Raw genomic sequence first — 17082 nt, 5'->3', positions numbered from 1 at the left:
TTCGTGGTGAACGGAGTACACCAATCATTGAACAAAATGATTTGAGAGAGATTAATATGGGAACCTGGGAGGGAAAGACACTAACATTCATTAAAGATACATACCCAGATGCGGGCTATGAGAGATACTAAGAACATAAGATAGGAGCATATAAAAGGGAGGGGCTGTGTTCATTTGCGCTTGTCGATAGATATTTCTACGATGAACAAAAAGAACTTCTAAGTAGTTTCCTGCATAATTCATACAATTTTCTAGTAGATAAACCATTCGAGTTGAAATGGTTAGCACAGAAAATTGCAGCTGCATATTTAACTAGTTCTTTAAGTGCATTTCGATTTTATTCTGAAAGTGGGGCCAGAAACAAAATTGCCCCAACTCGCACTATCTTTGAATCTTTGGTTCAAGACACTCTGCCATTTATCGTTATTAGACACCCAAAGAATCTGGCAAGCGGAGTGCCAATAACATTTTTTGAATTCAAAAAGAACCAACATGAGCAAGAAGATTTAGTGTGCCCAAACCAGAATAATCAAAAAATAAATAGAATGAAAGCGAAGATTCATACACCAATAGCATATTCCATGAGATATTATGGTTTGGAATATCCAGAAAATCACAAAAGCGAAACCAGGGAAATTGATAAGCATGTATTAGGCTTATGTGCTCCAACAAAATACTTGCACTATTGAGCGAGCAACCGCATGAATATGGCGGCGGAGTTAATCGGACAATGTTCTTGTCATCCGACATTTGTCGGGTGACAAGAACATTATCTCATTAATGGCCGCCTAAATCGCGGCTTTTTTGTTTTATGGGATCAAGTTCTTGTCACAAGTCGATGACAAGAACTTGATCCCATTCCCGATTTTGACAAGAACTTGATCTCATTCCCGACAGAATCATTCGAACGTTATTTGGTAAGTTCTAATGAGAAACTTCAATTCAAATAAACATGAGTTTCTATTGGCTGTCTTCGCTAAACTAACGGGCAGGTTAACGCAATAAGCCAATCTTTTGATATACTTTGTCAAAGGGTGTTTTATACGTTTGGACACATATAAAAAAAGGGGTGTAAGAATGAGCGGCTGGACTTTATTAGAAGAAAATGAGTTGGAAATGGTGTGGTCAAGAGTGTATAGGGATTTTCATTTTAAACCCAGCACAACAATATTTCCTTCGTACAGCCTCCCCAGCCCGTTCATCAAATACGATATATCTAACCGTTACACTGAAGAAATCATTATAGACTTTGAGGACAAATCGGCTATAGCGTTTCAACAATGTACTAAGCCTGGGGAGCTTATTTACGCTTTAGATTGGCAACATGATTGTTATTTAGTGGATACACGATTGGAGTTTCCGAGACATGTGCCTTGGAGAGTGGATAATGGAGATTGGATAATTTCTATTCATCCAGATGGAGATTATCATTTCTTTCTTGCCAGGGATTTTTCTTGGGGTATTTTAGGTCATCCATGGGAAAAAACGATAACTATCTATGGAGAAAAGCTTATTAGTTACTTGTTAAAAGATGAACCGCGACATGACCCAGTCATTGGGCACTTGGTCCCAAGCTAAGGCGGCAGGTATTGATGAACAGACCATTAGCAAGCAGCGTGAGGTCCGCAACGTCTATTATCAGGAATATCTAAGAACAGAAGCCATAGAGATTGAAGGCGTAGTTGAAACTCTAGCCGAACTGTCAAAGTACGTCCGCATGGCCATCGTGACAACTGCAAAACGTGCGGATTTTCAACTTATTCATGAAAAGCGCCAGATTAGACAATTCATGGAATTCGTCCTTGTTCGCGAAGACTACGAGCGCAGCAAGCCGCACCCGGAACCATACTTGACCGGCCTAAAGCGCTTCGGAGCTACCAAAGAAGAGACCCTGGTTGTAGAGGATTCAAACAGAGGGTTGAACTCGGCCGTGGCTGCTGGTATCGACTGTGCTATTGTCCATAACGACTTCACAAAAACACATGACTTCTCACAGGCCAGCTATCGAATCAAGACTCTGATTGAACTAAAGGACATTATCCTGAATGTAACCTGAGAGAGCATTCGCTAGCGAGTCCCGCACTCTCTTTAAAAGTGAAGAACAGTGCGGGCAGCGCGGGAGTGAATAAGTAATAATGTACTAGAATCCGCTAACGCAGAACGATAGTTCAAACATGACATGACGGCAACCAGCGCACGACTGGCTGCCGTTGTCCGTTGAAGTAACGGGCAGTTTAATACAGAAATGTATTCCATTAAATGGTATGATGGAATCGTTGGAGGTGGGTATTGTATGGAACTCATAGAGGTTTCCTTTGAGAAGAAAATCATTTTAAGGAACCTAATGGAATTGTATCAGTATGATATGAGTCAATTCGAGGATGAAAACGACAATGATGTCAACGAATATGGACTTTTTGATTACAGGTATCTCGACCATTACTGGACTGAAGAAGGTCGCTATCCATTCTTTGTTATGATAGCAGAGAGGCTGGCTGGGTTTGTTTTAATTAGGAAAATTACCACCGCTTCAGACCATCAATCGCCAAAATTCTCAATTGCTGAGTTTTTCATTTTAAAGAAGTACAGAGGGCATGGTGCTGGAAAAAATGTAGCAAATAAAGTATTTGAGATGTTTAAGGGTAAATGGAGTGTTTCTTGGTTGGAAAAAAATACACCTGCCAAGATATTTTGGACGAAGACTATCTCAGAATACTCGAACGGTAATTGTACTGAAACCATGTATGCAGGCAATCCAGCGTTAGAATTCAACTCCAATTTTTTAACTAACGGAGAACTATAGTTTAGGATCTGCTTCGCGGCAGATCCTATTTTGTTTATTGAAGTAACGGGCAGATTAGTTTAATAGTCTATGTTATAATCTTCCTGCGGGGAGATGAAATTATGGCTAGTACAGAATGGATTACTGAGCTTTTGGAGAATGAAAATCCTTCATCCGTTAAACAAGCAATCAGTCTTATTGAAGACCCAGAAATATTGCATGCCATCGCTCTGAATTATAATTGGGATAATGGTTTTGAAGTTCCAAATTGGATTGTAGAGAATGGAAACTGCGAGTTTGGAACAGCACTAACTATTGTTGTTCTATAGGGCTGATGGATACGTACTCTTAAAGAGTAATACGGAGATGACAACGGGGCAAACAGAGTGGGTAGCATTCGTAAATGTCCTTTTCAGTAAACTAATGAATAATTATTTTATTATTTCGCAAGTTACTTATCGACCAGAGTTGACTAAAGTACAAAAATATAAATTAATAAAAGCTAATCCAAACATACCCGAAATTATTTTTGATGGGGTCTAATCCCCGTTAGCCATTGGACTAACGGATAACTTTAGTTCAATTAAAAACAGGGAGCAGGATGCCGCAGGCAACTGCTCCCTGTTTCATTCATGTAACGGGGAGGATAATTTTGTGGTAAAATAGTAAAATGGTGTAAATTTTCTTTGGGGTGACTTATGAAAAATTGGATTTTTAATGCAACGCAGATTACGAATTATATGAATGCGATTAATTATTTCTCGCCATCAGCCAACACGATGACAGGGGCGAATCGCGTCATTTATGACATCATCCGACAACATTTATGAACAGTGTCCATAATGCGATATTTTGATTCTCAGACATATGTATAAAATACGGATTTTGTGAACTAGTATATAGGTTTTTAATATTTTCGTTTTAATTTGTGCTTTTCCCATTTCCCTCACATACAAGTGTTTGAAAATAACTTATTCGAATTCTACCGGACTAAATTGTGGATTTGCACACCAACTTAAATACCTCAGCCATTGTTTTATGATGAGCGTTCTTCTGATCCATCCTTTACTCCTTAGCTTACACATGTCTCTTTTATACATAAAGAAAAGAGGTCAGTTTATGAAAGCAAACTGACCTCTTTATTATTCAACGAAGTGGATGGAAAAATTCTTCTTTTGTGCAACAGGTTATAGCACTTGTAACATTGCAGCTACAACACCGTTATGATTGGACAAATGAGCTGCTGTTGTTAAGATTAGCTCTCCAAAGCTTTCCGCTTTTTTGAAATTCTCGGGTACAGCTTCCTCAAGGCGTTCGTTCAGTGTGTTGTAAATTCGTTCATGTTGTTCTTTTAACTGCGCAATCAGATCGTCCCAAGCTGGCAATTGTGCCAGTTGCTCATCTGTCCAGCCCTTTACACTTGTACCGTAAAAAAACAGATCCTTATATTTCTCCGGGAGCGAACTCGGTTGTTGTGCCAGACCATATACATGGAACTCTGTTATTTCTAGTACATGCCCCAGATGCCAATATAGGCTTGTGTTAAATCCCTCAGGAGCTACAGTGCGCTTGTCTTCTGGGCATTTGGCAAGGAGTTTCAGGAAATTCTCGTGCTCTACATTATATAGGTGAAATACGAATTCTTTTCTCATTATGATTAGCTCCTTTGAGTAAATTGGGTGAAGTTGCGTTGGAATGATACAGAATAAATCAACATGTAAATGACAAGCAACGCGGCGAACAAATTAATAATGACCAATGACAAATTCAGCGTAAAAAATACAGTTAGCAGACCTACGGCAACCGGAGGAACAATAAATCCGGCATAAGCACACATATAGAAAGCAGATATAATGCGCGGTCTATCCTCTGGCTTCGGTAATTGACTAGCAAACCTTAAAGCCGCTTGAAACGTCCATCCAGCTCCAAGTCCCTGAATAAAAATGCCAGCCCAAAGCAAAAACAAACTGGATGTTTCACCAGAAAAAACGATGAGCCATGAACCTATAGCTAGTGACAGGATACTAATACGCATCCTAGTAATCGGGTTACGCGGCCATGGGAAGAACTGAAGCAAGCCACCTCCACCCAGAAGCAACAATATTAATAGTCCGGAGATCGAAAGATTGCTAGTATGAAGGACATTTTTAACGAAAGATGGAATTAGAGCAAACACCACGCCGCCTAATGTAAATACGGTGAAAACAGGCAATCCGATAAATGACCAGAATGGAGACTTCATGTGACTTGGTATCCCAAGGGAGATTCTGTTCTTCTGCCGATTCTCATCTTCGCGTTGTGGCAGCCATTCCAATACAACTAAAGAAATTAACAACAGCCCGAGCAGGAACCAAAACGGTAAACGAAGAGGCTGCACATGCAGGTACTGTATAATCAAGCCAGAAATAGCCGGCCCCAATCCAAAACCTATATTTACGATTACCCCGGATAGCTTAAGTGCCGTTCCCACCTTGTCTTGCGCGGTTTGTTTTAGGAGAAAGGCGCTTGCGACACCCGTGAATGCACCATACGCTATCCCTTCTAGGATCCTTGATGCATATAACATCCATACGTTAGTACTGAGGATAAAAAGTAACGTTGATGCGATAGAAATCCAAATACTGTACCGAAGTACCTTCTTTAATCCCCAGTAGTTCCCTCTAGATCCCACGATTAATAAGGTCGGCAGTAAAAATAACGCATAAACAGCAAATAAAATGGTTATTTCCAGACTGCTAAGCTTGTAGTGCTCTCCATAAACAGGAAACAAGGAAGAAACGTAGGTGGCCCCGCAAGACATAAGAAGCACAACGAACAACATTCTACGCATTCAAGCATCCCCCGTCCTTTTGAGTTTCTGTATGCATTAGTATTTCCTCTCTAAGTTAATAAAATTTATCTAATTCAATAGTCTCATATGCCCGTATTTGACTCGAGTTAATCGACGATGTCCTATCACCGTCGATATTCAATACGTACTTAAATTTAATAGTTGTTAAATGGAAGGGCAATAATATTGTCCATGATATCTCTCATGTTCTTTGATTGATCAATGCCAAACTGTTTCTCGAATTCAGCTTGGGCCTTGACCCAACCGGGTTTTCCTATCGCTAGCTTTTGTAACCCTTCATCGGTCAATGAAACGATTCGTGCGCGCCGATCGGATTCACTGACCTCAATACGAACTAATTGGTTGCGTTCGAGTGGACGGAGATTATGTCCAATTGTTGCACGGTCCATCGTCATGAGTTCAGCTAGCTCCAGCATCGTCTTTGGCCCTTCATGCTTGAGATAGCCAAGGATCGAAAATTGAGTCGCTTTTAGCCCGACCCCAGTTTCTGCTAGGCAGGAATCGTACAAACGTGAAACATGACGTTGAGCTCTTCTTAGCTTCGTACAGTTGCATATGGCAGGTAGATTGATCGTTGTTGACATGTGTTCATCTCCATCTTTCGTTCCTTGTAGCTGGCTACAAACACATTTTAGTTTCATATGCCCTTAAATGCAAGCGGGGAATTTTTCTAACTGCTGCAACTAAAAAATAGAAAAGTTACCCTAGGCCGAATACTGCAAAGGATAACCTTTCTTAGTAAGATTTGATTATTTCATCGGATGAATTGGATTGTTATGCAAGATGTCTTCTACTTCTTGGTAGCCATCAGGGTAGGCAAAGTTATAGCGTGCCGGAAGTGCGAACACGTATTTGTCATTACGCGTCAGTTCGCTTGGTCCGATAGGCGCTGCACCGATATGGAACTTTTCCTGCTGAAGCTCGTTCCATTGGTCGATAGTAAAGATCAGAATAGGGATATCCTGTCTAGGCTTTTCAGCGGACCATTCGGGATGACGGATGCTGAGTTGCGCGCCGCTGACCTTATTGCCTTGCGCATCCCCTACATAAAGCCCCTCCCATTTGTCCGTTACGATCGTGTACCTTTTCCAACTGTCCGGCAGCGTAAAACGGAATCCATATTGGGTATTCTCATAGATGGTCTGGCCTACTTGACCCGTTTGTCCCGTTATACTAATCTCGCGTTTGTCCCCATCCCACTTTACATCAGCTCCAAGTGACTCAGAAACAACCCTCAAAGGAACATAGCTGGATCCATCTACGATCTGCATATCCGTTTTGATTAATTTCCCGTTAATAAATAATTTAATATCCGTTGCAGCATAAGCGCCAACAGCAATAGATGCAGCGATAACACCAGTAAGTCCAAGCGCAATTAATAATTTCTTCTTCAAGTAAATTCCTCCTCATTTTGTATAGATGTTAAAAGAAATGGCAATACCTGTTTTCTGCTAGACAGGTATCGTGTACATACGTGAAACATGCAGTTGAGCTCGTCTTAGCTTTTGTATATCACCTCCATCTTTCGTTACCTTTTAGCTGGCTACAAACACATTTTAGTCTCATATGCCCGTAATTTCAAGTGGGTAATTTTTCTAATTGCTGAGTATCACTTATTCTTTTTCAATGATTTTTTTGCTGTTCTTTTTTCAATTTTTCAGGAGTAACATCATTACCTAAAGGATCTAATATCGTTAATCCTGTAACTGTGCTGATTACTTGTCCACGAATAATTTGAAGATATTCTTGACGTAATTCTTGACGCTCCATTAATTCTGTTTGAGTCAAACCTTCTTCTTTTTGTTTTTTAGCTAATATGTTAATACGATGTAAAATTTCAATCATTTCTTTCTCCGCCTTCCTGTTTATAAAAGTTCTTGTGCAAGTAACCGATAGGATTGTAGTCTTGCTTCATGACTATGACTGATTGTCCCAATCACAGCTTCATGAATACCATAATTTTCATCATGTGCACGTAATGTATTTGCAACATCCTTTGCACTCCCCACTAAGAATCGTTTACGGTTATTCTGTATATGCATCTTATCCATTTCGGTATAAGAATAATTTAATGCTTCCTCAGGAGATACTACTTGAAAAGGCATCCCTTTGTCTAAAAATAATAAGTTTAAATCTAAACTAGCTGCATGATATTCAGCTTCTTCATCTGTTTCTGCCACCATCACGAAATAACCAACATTAATTTGAGGGGTTTGCATAAACTCCGAAGGACTGAAATTGGTACGATAAGACTCCAACGTTTCGGCAGATAATTGTCCACTAATGAATTGAGCAAACGAATATCCAATACCAAATCTTCCTGCTTGTGCTGCGCTGCTGCCATTAGATCCTAATAGCCAGACTTCAGGTATTGGAGCACCCAATGGAGCTGCCAGTGTACGATTATATAGATGGTCAATAGGCATCGTTTCTGACATAAACATCATCGTTTCTGCTAATTTATCATATAGGTTGAACAGGTTCGGTTGTTTTCCTTCATGTAATGCCAAAGTAGAAAATTGGTCGCCACCTGGCGCACGGCCTACACCGAAATCAATTCTATTCGGGTATAGTGTCGTTAATGTTTTAAATATTTCTGCCATTTTTAATGGCGAGTAATGCATCAGCATGATTCCACCGGAACCAACTCGAATTTGGTTTGTCACTGATGCAATGTGGGCAATCAATATTTCAGGTGAAGCACTAGCAAAGTTTGCAGATCCATGATGTTCGGAATACCAGATTCTTTGATATCCTAAACCATCAACTAATTGAGCTAATTCAATAGTATTTTGTATAGTTTCATGTGGAGTATGCCCATTAGAAACTGGAGTTTGATCCAAAACGCCTAATTTCATAATAAACCTTCTTTCGTAGTTAATATAGATACTTAAATGCGACCATAGCCGAAACTGCTAAGTGACCATCCTCTGCTTACTCGATTGATTCTAAAGAAGAATCCCTTTATGCTCAATCATCAGTTTTGGTGTTTTATCGCCTAAACAACAAACGAATTAAATTGTCGTCTATTCATAGAAAAGAGGAAGCCTTATTAATTGGTACTACTGTGTTGAGTTGGGGAATTTACGGAGCATCTGTGGATTGGGAAATTAATAGTTCTCTTTCAGCCATCAAAGATAGTGCATTGTTATCTCACTTCTGACTAAAAATCTTGCATTAATCCCCGTCTGTCCAATTCCCTTGGATATATAGTAAGTACCATATTGATTAGTATGGATACCTTTATATATTCCGCTCCTAGGTAAGTCTCCAGCATTCATGAGACGAAACATAAATGGGATATTAAATTGTTTACCATGAAGATGCCCCGCCATTAATAAGTCATATCTTTTATTTATATATAAGACAACATTAGGATCGTGGGTAATAACGACTTTTGTTCTATTGTGATCAACAGCATGAAATGAAGCTTCGATGTTGCTCTTTCCTGAATCATAATCATCGATTCCAATTAACTCAAATTGATCCAAGTGCACTGATTCATTCCTTAACAAATGCAAACCGTATTTCTGAAGTAGACTGATTAAATCATTTACATTTTTTTGTTGATAGTCATGGTTTCCGAGAACACAATAAATTGGCACGTTACAACTAGTCAATGCTCTTAGATATTTTTCTAACTTGGGGAGACTTTTACTGTGTTTGGTAAAATCACCTGTAATAATGATATAATCTGGTTTCTCGCGATGAGTAATTCTTTTAATTTTCAAGGGACTTATTCTTAGTCGTTCTACATGCAAATCACTAATCTGTAGAATTTTCAAATTTAAATTCAGAGGATGTTTAATCTGCTCAATTTTTAACCACTGCGTAGGTAAAATTAAACTTATATATAGTAAGATGATTAGAATCACTACTATAGAAATATAAATCATTTCACAATCTCCTCTTTTAAACTGCTATTATTTCTTAATCCTTATTAGTACATAGATCAGCACGTAACTAATAATTAAAACTATAAACATAAACTTACAAAAAGAAAAAATGTGATATAGCTTACTAGTATCCGTGAACATGATATATATTTCTTTTAAGATGGAGCCTGGCCGCATTACAACATCCCAACTATTCCATCGAACGAATCTGCCTATGTATATTCCAAAGCTACTTAGTATGAGAACAACGATCACTAAGATCCAACTTGTAATGACTCCAAATGAAGTTCTAACTAAACTCTGCACTGAAAAGAGTGAGTATGATCCCAGTAAGACCCCGAGTATAGCTATAGTAAATAAGGTAAATAAGTGCTGCCAAAACATGACATCTATCCAAAATCGTTCTGTAGGATCAAAGCTGTACCGTACGAATACATGAAGTAAATCGGTCACAAGGTATGGCGCGTTAGGTAAGAAAAATAACCATGCAGCACCGACGACTATGAGCATAAATCCACGGACTTTCTTGCGGGAATAACAAAATATTAGATCTAATGTGACGGCAAGTCCAACCGGTACCCATGCAAGAAAAGTATCCCAAAAGATAAATAAATAAGATCTTTCTCCTGATGAACTTTGGATGTTATAGACACATAGTAAACTAATCATAGTAGCGACACACATGACAATAATAAGCTGAATCTTTCTTGGGTAATTCAGTACTTTTAGTTTTTCCAAGATTGCCCTCCTCAATTACTCCGTTAAAAATTAGTTGCCGATTCCTACCCTATCACCTCTACCAATTAATCCCATATTTAAGACGTTGCAAATGCAACATAAGTTGCGATATTAAAAAAAGAACCACAGCAACACGCCGCGGCTCTATATTATTATGTTCTCTTAGTTTTTAACCAACTTTATATAATCAAAAGCTAACATAAAACCACTGCTGCTTGCGTTGCTGCCAGTCACCTTAAATCGGAACTGCTTATTGCCGGTGGAAGTAAAGGTCACTGTTCCCAGATTTGATTCCCTAAATCCACTCGCACTCGCATACTGATCAATCGCCGTGCCCTGGTTTACTCCATCAATGGCTAACTGGTAAATCCCTTTATTGGCTGCTATCCGATCCACGGCATACACCGTATGTGTCCCTGTTTGTGAAACATTAACGGTGTACTCTACATAGTCATTTACAGCATTCAAAGTTGCACTGTTGTATACGCCAGCACTAGCTGCTGAATCGCTATAATCAGCTTGCGTATCTGAGGTACTGACGGTGCTCGTCAGATTCTCAGCTTCGTACATAATCGGCGGTGCCGCAGACTCGAACCTTACCGCATCGACTCTTATATTTGGATTTGTCGCTGCTTGCGTCGTTGAAGTCAATTGCACATAACCCGATGATCCTGCCGCAAAACTTTTCGTACCTAATAGCTTCCATGCTCCCCCGCCCTGTGTCTGATCGACGAAATAATCCGTACTTCCGCCATTAAAAGAAACCGTATACTTGACGTTTTGAGCGTTAGCTGAATGCACCGGATACCAAACATAAACATTGTAATCGCCTGCTGTCCCGATGTTTGGAGTCCATTTAGCGGTGCTTCCTGTGTAGGCATTCGTCGTGTAGGAAGTCGATGACCCGTTATAGCCCGTGAGTGAGCTCGATAACCAAGTTCCTGTTTCTGTATAGCCGGTACCACCGTTATCAACAATAATTCCGCTAGGAGCTGGCGGCTCCGAAAAGCTAAACTTAACTTTAAATGTTTTGCCTTTAGCACCATTCACGTTGACCGAGATTTTTATCGGATTAAGCGATAACACCGTGATGCCGCTGTCTGCACTGATGGTAGAACTAGCAGTTTTGGCAATATCGATGGTGATCGACCCCGTATTGGCTTGCGTTGGATCACTAACCGCCACTTCCAAATCAAGGTCTGGATTTTCTTTTGTCATGACGGATGCTTTTTTGTTACTTGTGATGATATCTGCCGTTTGCGTCGTATCGCTCCAGAAATTGGCAGCAACGATATTTAAATTTGTTTCCTTCACGGCATGTACTTGAGCCAAATTTTGCAGCACCTGGATATTCGGGTTACTCGCATAAGAGCTTACCTGAGCACTCGATTTATTGGGCAATATGACATAAGAATAGTTAGCATTAGAAGGATTCGTACCGTGATTCACACGCATACTTAAATAATTTCGGGTTTGCGGCGTTGAGTCAAAGTGTGTTGAGCTCGTGTTGATCGCACTCCAAGCTGCAGTCCTCGATTGTCTCTCGCCAGTTATCGATGCTCCTCCCGGGAAATAGTACCCGATATCCGACCCTGTTACATTTCCTGCCAAATGAGCCCAATTCACGGATGACATCGTCTCAGTCCAGCCTAACGCTGTGGATTTGGACGTCCCATTCACCGTAAACGCATTATTGCCGCTGCTGTTAATTTTTCTGTTTTCCACGATAGTTTCAATGGTTCGGTTATCTGTGCTTGTGATGCCCGATCCTAAGGCTACAAGCTCATCATCAAACATGAACCAGGACTTTTTCGCCGCTAAAGATGATCCATAACCGTCCAACTCCATCCCTGTCGCACCGTATAACCCGAGTAGGCTTGATCCTCCTACCCAATTATTGGAGCTGCGGTAGCTTTGACCACTGGCATTTCCTCTGCTCAGGCCTGTGTCCACCGTAGTTCCGGGCAGCCGGTAAGGATCGATCGTTGACCAAAAATGGTCGTCATACTGGGCCAGATCGTTATTGAATAAATAGGTCATACCGTCCCCGGTATACCAGCCCTTCAAGTTTTCTGAATTGATACTTTCATAATTTGCAATGCGATTCGAGCTCATGCTGACCGCAAAACCAAAACCTGGTCTTAGATGGACAGCACGGTCCATTCGTGGGTATTGCTTATTTTTGATCAATTCCCCTCTCGGAGTCACTGCTCCATCGTTCATAATTTGTTTAAGTAAGACGACCATTTCAATGGATGAATCACTGTAAATGTTCTTAAACGTATCACTCTGAACCCAATATTTAATCATTCTCTTATATTCCGTTGCATCTGGCGTGGGAGCTAATTGAGATAACCGGACGATCGCTCTTATTGCTTTATGTCCGGAAGTATGGGTTTGCGAAACCTGCCTTGCAATTTCCCTCCCTCGTGCCAAATCCATAAACGATCCTTTATATATCAAAGGTTCGAACGCATCATAGACCCAATCGAATACATTTTGTTTATTGGTGTTTGTAACTTCCCAGGTCGTACCACTCAGCAAGTACATTAAATTTGCAATATCTGCAATCAACGCAATGCCATAGCCGCCTGTATATGAAAAGTAAGTATGCTGGACAAACGAACCGTCCGAATAAAATCCATCCCCACTGTTCACATAGGAAAAAACTGCCGATAAACCGTCTCGTGCAGCTGCAATATTTGTACTGTTCTTCACAATGACAGCCCTCACACCTACGACAGTGGAGATCCATACTCTGTTTGCGCCGGTATACGATGAGATCAGTGACGCAGGCGTATAATAGTTGACAGCATTCATATAGTTGGTTATTTGTGTCGAGGATAAATTGGCATAAAGCATGACAACGGTATCATTCAAAAGCAAAGGCACACCGATATTCCAGTCCCACCAATTTCCATACTTTGTTATACTCGTCGAGTACCTGTTTGCATTCAACCAGTCCAGCCCGCCAATAATGTCACTGATTAATGTTGAATTGTTAAAAAGACTGGAACCTTGAATGACAGCTGCCTGTGTCATGATTTTCAATCGCTTATAGGATGCCGTAATGTCCGCAGGGTCTGTCGTGCTATTGAGATCACTCCATAAATATGTTCTTGAGGCGTTTTTATCCATACTCGTCCAGTAAGTTTGCGCCTCAGTTACAATTGACGCCGTCCTGGTCGCGATATCTGTATCCAGCGTGTTGATCGAATTCCCTCCAGTCAATGTATCTCTCCATTTTAGCAGCATCGAATCGTACTCATCGGCATGAACAACTTTTGGCAGTGTGAAAAACAATGAGGATAAAAGTAATAATGCTGCCAGAAATAAACTAATGACCTGGTTTACATTCTTAACAACCAATGGCTATCCCTCCATCATTTCAATTATTAAACTGAACGCCCAAATCATTTCATCGAAATTGTACGCGCTTTCAACTCTTCAGTTAACCTCCTCTCTTATCTGAAAATAGGATTACCTCAAAATTCTAGCATGAAACGTTTGGCCATCGAATGCCTCCATCTTTTCAGAGTACGTCTTATTCTTGACAGAATGGGAAAAGTTCTGAGTAAGAACAAAAAGACGGCTCCACTTGGAACCGTCAAACCGAAAAAACGTGGAAGCCCACTATATCCTTTATTTGAATTGCTGCAGGAATTCGAGTACACGTTGCATCAGCAACGCTGTCGCCTCAGCGTCGTATGACGACAAACTACTATCGGCGAAGTAGTGTTGATCGCCTGGGTACAAATAGAGCTCGGCATGATTGGCCGAGGACACTAGCTCCTTTGCCGCCTCCAGGTCGCCTTCATCGACAAAATAGGGATCAGCGTCCATGCCGTGAATCTGCACCGGCAGATTCGCTGGCCAGGGTGACCCGAACATCGAGGTCGGAACGCAGGAGTAAAAGAATAACGCGCCACGGGTACCTTCACGGGTCTGTGCAAGTTTCTGAGCCGGCAATACACCGAGTGAGAATCCCGCATAGATAATATCACATGGTAGTTCACTTGCCACGCGTACACCGCGCTCTATAATCTCTTCGAAACCAATCTCGTTGATGTAGGCCATACCGTCATCGATAGTGGCAAACAAGCGACCTTCAAAAAGGTCAGGCACGTGCACAGTGTGCCCTCCCCTTCTAAGCTCGTCAGCGAAGGTGTAAATCTCTTGTGTCAGTCCCAGTGCGTGGTGAAACAAAACAACCTCAGCCATTTCTCTTTCTCCTCCCATGTGGAACAAACAAAATCAAGGATAAAGTGCGGTTAATTCCAAATCAATTTTATCAGCAATATGTTGACACTAGCTGGTATATAGTACCATTTTTGGACTATTTGTCAACAATAATCGCAAATAGAGACCCTCAGCAACGGGCTGAGAGTCTCTGTTTTATTTTATAAATGCTTATCCCTAAAAATCTACCCCGCGATAAAACTCGTTATAATAGAAAACTGGACTTGCCCCAAATTGAAAAACGAGTTGGAAGCCCGTCCTCGTCATTTGAACTGCGCGAAATGCTTCCGAGTTCACTTTGCTTCTAATTAATCGTGACAACAGCTTCTTATTTCCCGTCTTATTCGCTTTAACCACGCTTCCAGCAAAAGCTTGATTAGAAGCAATTTCTTGGTATAAAGGGAGAATAGCCCCCGCAATTGCCTGATGATGGCTGGTTTTGAAGGAGGTTCTCGAAGCATTACGGCTCATTGAAATACCATTGGAGAGTGCAACAATCGGATAAGGTGCTTCGAAATCAACCGAATAGAGATTATAAGTACTGCCGAACGAGAAAATGTCCTTATCGTTAAGGCTTATACCAATTTTATCTAACAAACGATGGTTTATTTGGGCTTTTCGTAAGGATGCTGTCCAGGCTTCCGCATATTTCCGATTTAGCGCAATTCGCGTATAAAAGGGAATCATTCGTGCAGCTGCTCGACGTAAGATGGCAATTGTTATATAACGATTCGTTACAGGTCTTTGATCCTTTTTCATCGGTCAGAACCTCCTAGCTAAATGGCTATTTGGTTTCAGCATATGATGTTTTTCCCAGATCGTGTGGACGCCGAATCTTAAAAAACAAGGAGCAGCTGCCGTGGCAAACTGCTCCTTTACTGATTAAACTCCCTCGGTCTGCATCGCTTTCAAATTGACATAAAATGCAGCTGAAGCGGCTGCCGTATATGTAAAGACAGGCAGTGTGAATAACGCTATAATGACACTACTCCAATAAGGGTCCGCCATTTCGATCCCTGGGAGTAAACCAATTGTGATTAACCCACCAATAATTGCAAGTAGATACCAGCCAATAAAGCTCAATTGAAGCTTGAAATAGTCCCATTTATGCCCTCTCATCATTTCCGAGCTGCGTTTAATGGCTTGTAGCGGTTTGATGTCTGGTTCATCATTCAAAATGTAGAAGGTCATGGCATAACGAATGCCTGCAATAATTCCAGGAATGATGAGTAAGAGTGTCCAGAGCAGGATGAAGAGTATAAACAAGAGGTAAGTCAGTAATGAAGAAACAAACTGTTGGAATCCGTAAAATAGATCTGTAAACTGTGCACGTTCATCACGATGCAGTTTTAGAAAATAATGCACAGAGCCTAGCATGAAAGCTCCACCTATTAGAAAGCATACAAGGTCTACGAGCCAGTTCGTCTCAGGACCCGTCAATGTACTGAAAAAAGAGGCAAACACCGTAACAAGCATAGCTGAAATCCAATTCCCTCTCAGACTCGACCTTGCTATTTGTTTGAGGTCCGATGAATCTTTGTCATAATAATTATCTTGGTTGGCGTTCATGTTGGTGCACGTCCTCACTTCATCTGGTATATTTTACATTTCCTTTCAATAATAAGGAAATTGGTCTAATCCGTAAAGAACCAAATTTATATGTAGGTGTATTGTCCTAATCCTTTGACTTCATTTGGCCAGTAACATAACACGGCTGCCGATACAAACCGGCAGCCGCGTTATGTTGAACTTTTAAAAAGTCACAGGAACCTCCACCAAATCTTGAATGCTGCCGTCGCGGGCGCTGCGTGTGTACACCATCAGTGTACCGGTTTGAGTCGTGGGAGATTGATCAAACTGAAGCTGTACGTCGAATACTCCAAAAGCTGGAGCGCCTTGTGAAGCTGTTGCAGCCCGTTCTTTCGCAATGACACGCCCCACCGCGTCAAGAATTTGGTAATTAATATTCGCTTCGAACGCTCGAGCGCTACCCGTCAGACGCTGTCCGGGAGCAATCTTCGTTGCGGGCAATGGATCTAGCACAACGATATTCGTCGACGATGGAAGCGGGACGACCAAACGGAAACCGGGATAAATGACGTCCAGTGATAAACCCTGGCGGTTACGGTTAGCTCGAACCAATTCGTTCAATGGTGTTCCTAAACGGCGGGAAATGCTGAACAGCGTGTCTCCCTGCTCTACTTCATATACGAAAGAAGCAACAAATAGCAGCTGCGCGACTCGAAGAATGTCCGGTTGTTGGATTTGGTTGAGTCCGGCTAACATATCAACGCTTACAGAGAAACGTTCGGCGATCCTAAACAGTGTATCGCCTTGCTGAACCTGATATAGAACAGAGCTTTGCTCCGCCATACCTGGCAATCTCGCTAACAGCACTTGACCGGGATAGATTCGGTTGGGATCTGCAACAGGTGGATATAACGCATTAATCTGCACGAGCGACGGTACGTTGGTACCCAATTGTTCAGCAATCATATACAGGGTGTCACCCGGGCGAACAGTATACAGCAAGTGGGTCCCTGATGAAATCGGCATGAAAACGCAACTCCTCTTAA

General features: G+C 41.2%; 20 protein-coding genes. 7 read left to right on the top strand and 13 right to left on the bottom strand.

Translation table 11 applies throughout. The annotated features are described in order from the left end of the window. The 7 genes from AC58UX_RS20175 to AC58UX_RS20145 all read left to right on the top strand — a co-directional run. Positions 1–131, top strand: a 131-nt coding sequence (locus AC58UX_RS20175; protein ID WP_497255966.1) for a histidine phosphatase family protein, incomplete at its 5' end; no start/stop codon positions are given. 141 nt (positions 132–272) lie between these two features. Continuing rightward, positions 273–689, top strand: a complete 417-nt coding sequence (locus AC58UX_RS20170; RefSeq protein ID WP_497255922.1) for a hypothetical protein — start codon at positions 273–275, stop codon at positions 687–689. Positions 690–1077: 388 nt separating this feature from the next. Beyond that, positions 1078–1578, top strand: coding sequence for a DUF2716 domain-containing protein (locus AC58UX_RS20165; protein WP_497255920.1), 501 nt, complete (start codon positions 1078–1080; stop codon positions 1576–1578). Next, positions 1544–2056 carry an HAD family hydrolase gene (locus tag AC58UX_RS20160; protein WP_497255918.1) on the top strand — a complete coding sequence of 171 codons (513 nt, stop codon included), beginning with the start codon at positions 1544–1546 and terminating at the stop codon, positions 2054–2056. Before AC58UX_RS20165 ends, AC58UX_RS20160 begins: the two co-directional genes overlap by 35 nt. 237 nt (positions 2057–2293) lie before the next feature. Next, positions 2294–2803 (top strand): GNAT family N-acetyltransferase, encoded by a 510-nt coding sequence (locus tag AC58UX_RS20155; RefSeq protein WP_497255916.1) that lies wholly within the window; start codon positions 2294–2296, stop codon positions 2801–2803. 101 nt (positions 2804–2904) lie between these two features. After that, on the top strand, positions 2905–3111 hold the full coding sequence (locus AC58UX_RS20150; RefSeq protein WP_497255914.1) for a DUF4274 domain-containing protein: 207 nt from the start codon (positions 2905–2907) through the stop codon (positions 3109–3111). A gap of 369 nt (positions 3112–3480) precedes the next feature. After that, complete coding sequence (locus AC58UX_RS20145; protein ID WP_497255912.1) at positions 3481–3612, top strand: hypothetical protein; 132 nt, start codon at positions 3481–3483, stop codon at positions 3610–3612. A 357-nt stretch (positions 3613–3969) separates the two neighbouring features. Here the strand turns inward: AC58UX_RS20145 and AC58UX_RS20140 are convergent, their stop codons facing one another. The 13 genes from AC58UX_RS20140 to AC58UX_RS20080 all read right to left on the bottom strand — a co-directional run bounded on the left by AC58UX_RS20140 (position 3970) and on the right by AC58UX_RS20080 (position 17062). Then, positions 3970–4434 (bottom strand): DinB family protein, encoded by a 465-nt coding sequence (locus AC58UX_RS20140; RefSeq protein ID WP_497255910.1) that lies wholly within the window; start codon positions 4432–4434, stop codon positions 3970–3972. A 5-nt stretch (positions 4435–4439) separates the two neighbouring features. Then, a complete protein-coding gene (locus AC58UX_RS20135; RefSeq protein ID WP_497255908.1) occupies positions 4440–5612 on the bottom strand; it encodes an MFS transporter in 1173 nt (390 codons plus the stop codon). A 155-nt stretch (positions 5613–5767) separates the two neighbouring features. Next, the gene (locus AC58UX_RS20130) at positions 5768–6217 is read right to left on the bottom strand and encodes a MarR family winged helix-turn-helix transcriptional regulator (protein WP_497255906.1); all 450 of its coding nucleotides are present in this window, start codon (positions 6215–6217) and stop codon (positions 5768–5770) included. Positions 6218–6382: 165 nt separating this feature from the next. Further along, positions 6383–7027, bottom strand: coding sequence for a stalk domain-containing protein (locus AC58UX_RS20125; RefSeq protein ID WP_497255904.1), 645 nt, complete (start codon positions 7025–7027; stop codon positions 6383–6385). A 229-nt stretch (positions 7028–7256) separates the two neighbouring features. Next, positions 7257–7478 carry a DUF896 domain-containing protein gene (locus AC58UX_RS20120; RefSeq protein WP_497255902.1) on the bottom strand — a complete coding sequence of 74 codons (222 nt, stop codon included), beginning with the start codon at positions 7476–7478 and terminating at the stop codon, positions 7257–7259. Between the two features lie 20 nt (positions 7479–7498). After that, entirely contained in the window at positions 7499–8491 is a 993-nt protein-coding gene (locus AC58UX_RS20115) for an LLM class flavin-dependent oxidoreductase (RefSeq protein ID WP_497255900.1), read from the bottom strand. A 273-nt stretch (positions 8492–8764) separates the two neighbouring features. Then, entirely contained in the window at positions 8765–9529 is a 765-nt protein-coding gene (locus tag AC58UX_RS20110; protein WP_497255898.1) for a metallophosphoesterase, read from the bottom strand. Between the two features lie 27 nt (positions 9530–9556). After that, positions 9557–10198: a DUF1361 domain-containing protein gene (locus AC58UX_RS20105; protein ID WP_497255964.1), complete on the bottom strand. Its 642-nt coding sequence runs from the start codon at positions 10196–10198 to the stop codon at positions 9557–9559. A gap of 231 nt (positions 10199–10429) precedes the next feature. Then, a complete protein-coding gene (locus AC58UX_RS20100; protein ID WP_497255896.1) occupies positions 10430–13636 on the bottom strand; it encodes a polysaccharide lyase family 8 super-sandwich domain-containing protein in 3207 nt (1068 codons plus the stop codon). Between the two features lie 273 nt (positions 13637–13909). After that, the gene (locus tag AC58UX_RS20095; RefSeq protein WP_497255894.1) at positions 13910–14488 is read right to left on the bottom strand and encodes a dienelactone hydrolase family protein; all 579 of its coding nucleotides are present in this window, start codon (positions 14486–14488) and stop codon (positions 13910–13912) included. Positions 14489–14683: 195 nt separating this feature from the next. Continuing rightward, positions 14684–15265 (bottom strand): hypothetical protein, encoded by a 582-nt coding sequence (locus tag AC58UX_RS20090; RefSeq protein WP_497255892.1) that lies wholly within the window; start codon positions 15263–15265, stop codon positions 14684–14686. Positions 15266–15388: 123 nt separating this feature from the next. After that, a complete protein-coding gene (locus AC58UX_RS20085; protein ID WP_497255890.1) occupies positions 15389–16075 on the bottom strand; it encodes a DUF975 family protein in 687 nt (228 codons plus the stop codon). Positions 16076–16258: 183 nt separating this feature from the next. Next, entirely contained in the window at positions 16259–17062 is an 804-nt protein-coding gene (locus tag AC58UX_RS20080; RefSeq protein ID WP_497255888.1) for a LysM peptidoglycan-binding domain-containing protein, read from the bottom strand. Between the last annotated feature and the right edge of the window lie 20 nt (positions 17063–17082).

The sequence above is a fragment of the Paenibacillus sp. J22P90 genome (assembly GCF_059692195.1).
This window is presented reverse-complemented; position numbering and strand designations above follow the sequence as displayed.

Excerpts from the sequence above, each read along its gene's own strand:
- AC58UX_RS20165 (WP_497255920.1), top strand. The coding sequence starts at position 1,078 with ATGAGCGGCTGGACTTTATTAGAAGAAAATGAGTTGGAAATGGTGTGG.
- AC58UX_RS20160 (WP_497255918.1), top strand. The coding sequence starts at position 1,544 with ATGACCCAGTCATTGGGCACTTGGTCCCAAGCTAAGGCGGCAGGTATT.
- AC58UX_RS20155 (WP_497255916.1), top strand. The coding sequence starts at position 2,294 with ATGGAACTCATAGAGGTTTCCTTTGAGAAGAAAATCATTTTAAGGAAC.
- AC58UX_RS20150 (WP_497255914.1), top strand. The coding sequence starts at position 2,905 with ATGGCTAGTACAGAATGGATTACTGAGCTTTTGGAGAATGAAAATCCT.
- AC58UX_RS20145 (WP_497255912.1), top strand. The coding sequence starts at position 3,481 with ATGAAAAATTGGATTTTTAATGCAACGCAGATTACGAATTATATGAAT.
- AC58UX_RS20140 (WP_497255910.1), bottom strand. The coding sequence starts at position 4,434 with ATGAGAAAAGAATTCGTATTTCACCTATATAATGTAGAGCACGAGAAT.
- AC58UX_RS20135 (WP_497255908.1), bottom strand. The coding sequence starts at position 5,612 with ATGCGTAGAATGTTGTTCGTTGTGCTTCTTATGTCTTGCGGGGCCACC.
- AC58UX_RS20130 (WP_497255906.1), bottom strand. The coding sequence starts at position 6,217 with ATGTCAACAACGATCAATCTACCTGCCATATGCAACTGTACGAAGCTA.
- AC58UX_RS20120 (WP_497255902.1), bottom strand. The coding sequence starts at position 7,478 with ATGATTGAAATTTTACATCGTATTAACATATTAGCTAAAAAACAAAAA.
- AC58UX_RS20115 (WP_497255900.1), bottom strand. The coding sequence starts at position 8,491 with ATGAAATTAGGCGTTTTGGATCAAACTCCAGTTTCTAATGGGCATACT.
- AC58UX_RS20110 (WP_497255898.1), bottom strand. The coding sequence starts at position 9,529 with ATGATTTATATTTCTATAGTAGTGATTCTAATCATCTTACTATATATA.
- AC58UX_RS20105 (WP_497255964.1), bottom strand. The coding sequence starts at position 10,198 with ATGATTAGTTTACTATGTGTCTATAACATCCAAAGTTCATCAGGAGAA.
- AC58UX_RS20095 (WP_497255894.1), bottom strand. The coding sequence starts at position 14,488 with ATGGCTGAGGTTGTTTTGTTTCACCACGCACTGGGACTGACACAAGAG.
- AC58UX_RS20090 (WP_497255892.1), bottom strand. The coding sequence starts at position 15,265 with ATGAAAAAGGATCAAAGACCTGTAACGAATCGTTATATAACAATTGCC.
- AC58UX_RS20085 (WP_497255890.1), bottom strand. The coding sequence starts at position 16,075 with ATGAACGCCAACCAAGATAATTATTATGACAAAGATTCATCGGACCTC.
- AC58UX_RS20080 (WP_497255888.1), bottom strand. The coding sequence starts at position 17,062 with ATGCCGATTTCATCAGGGACCCACTTGCTGTATACTGTTCGCCCGGGT.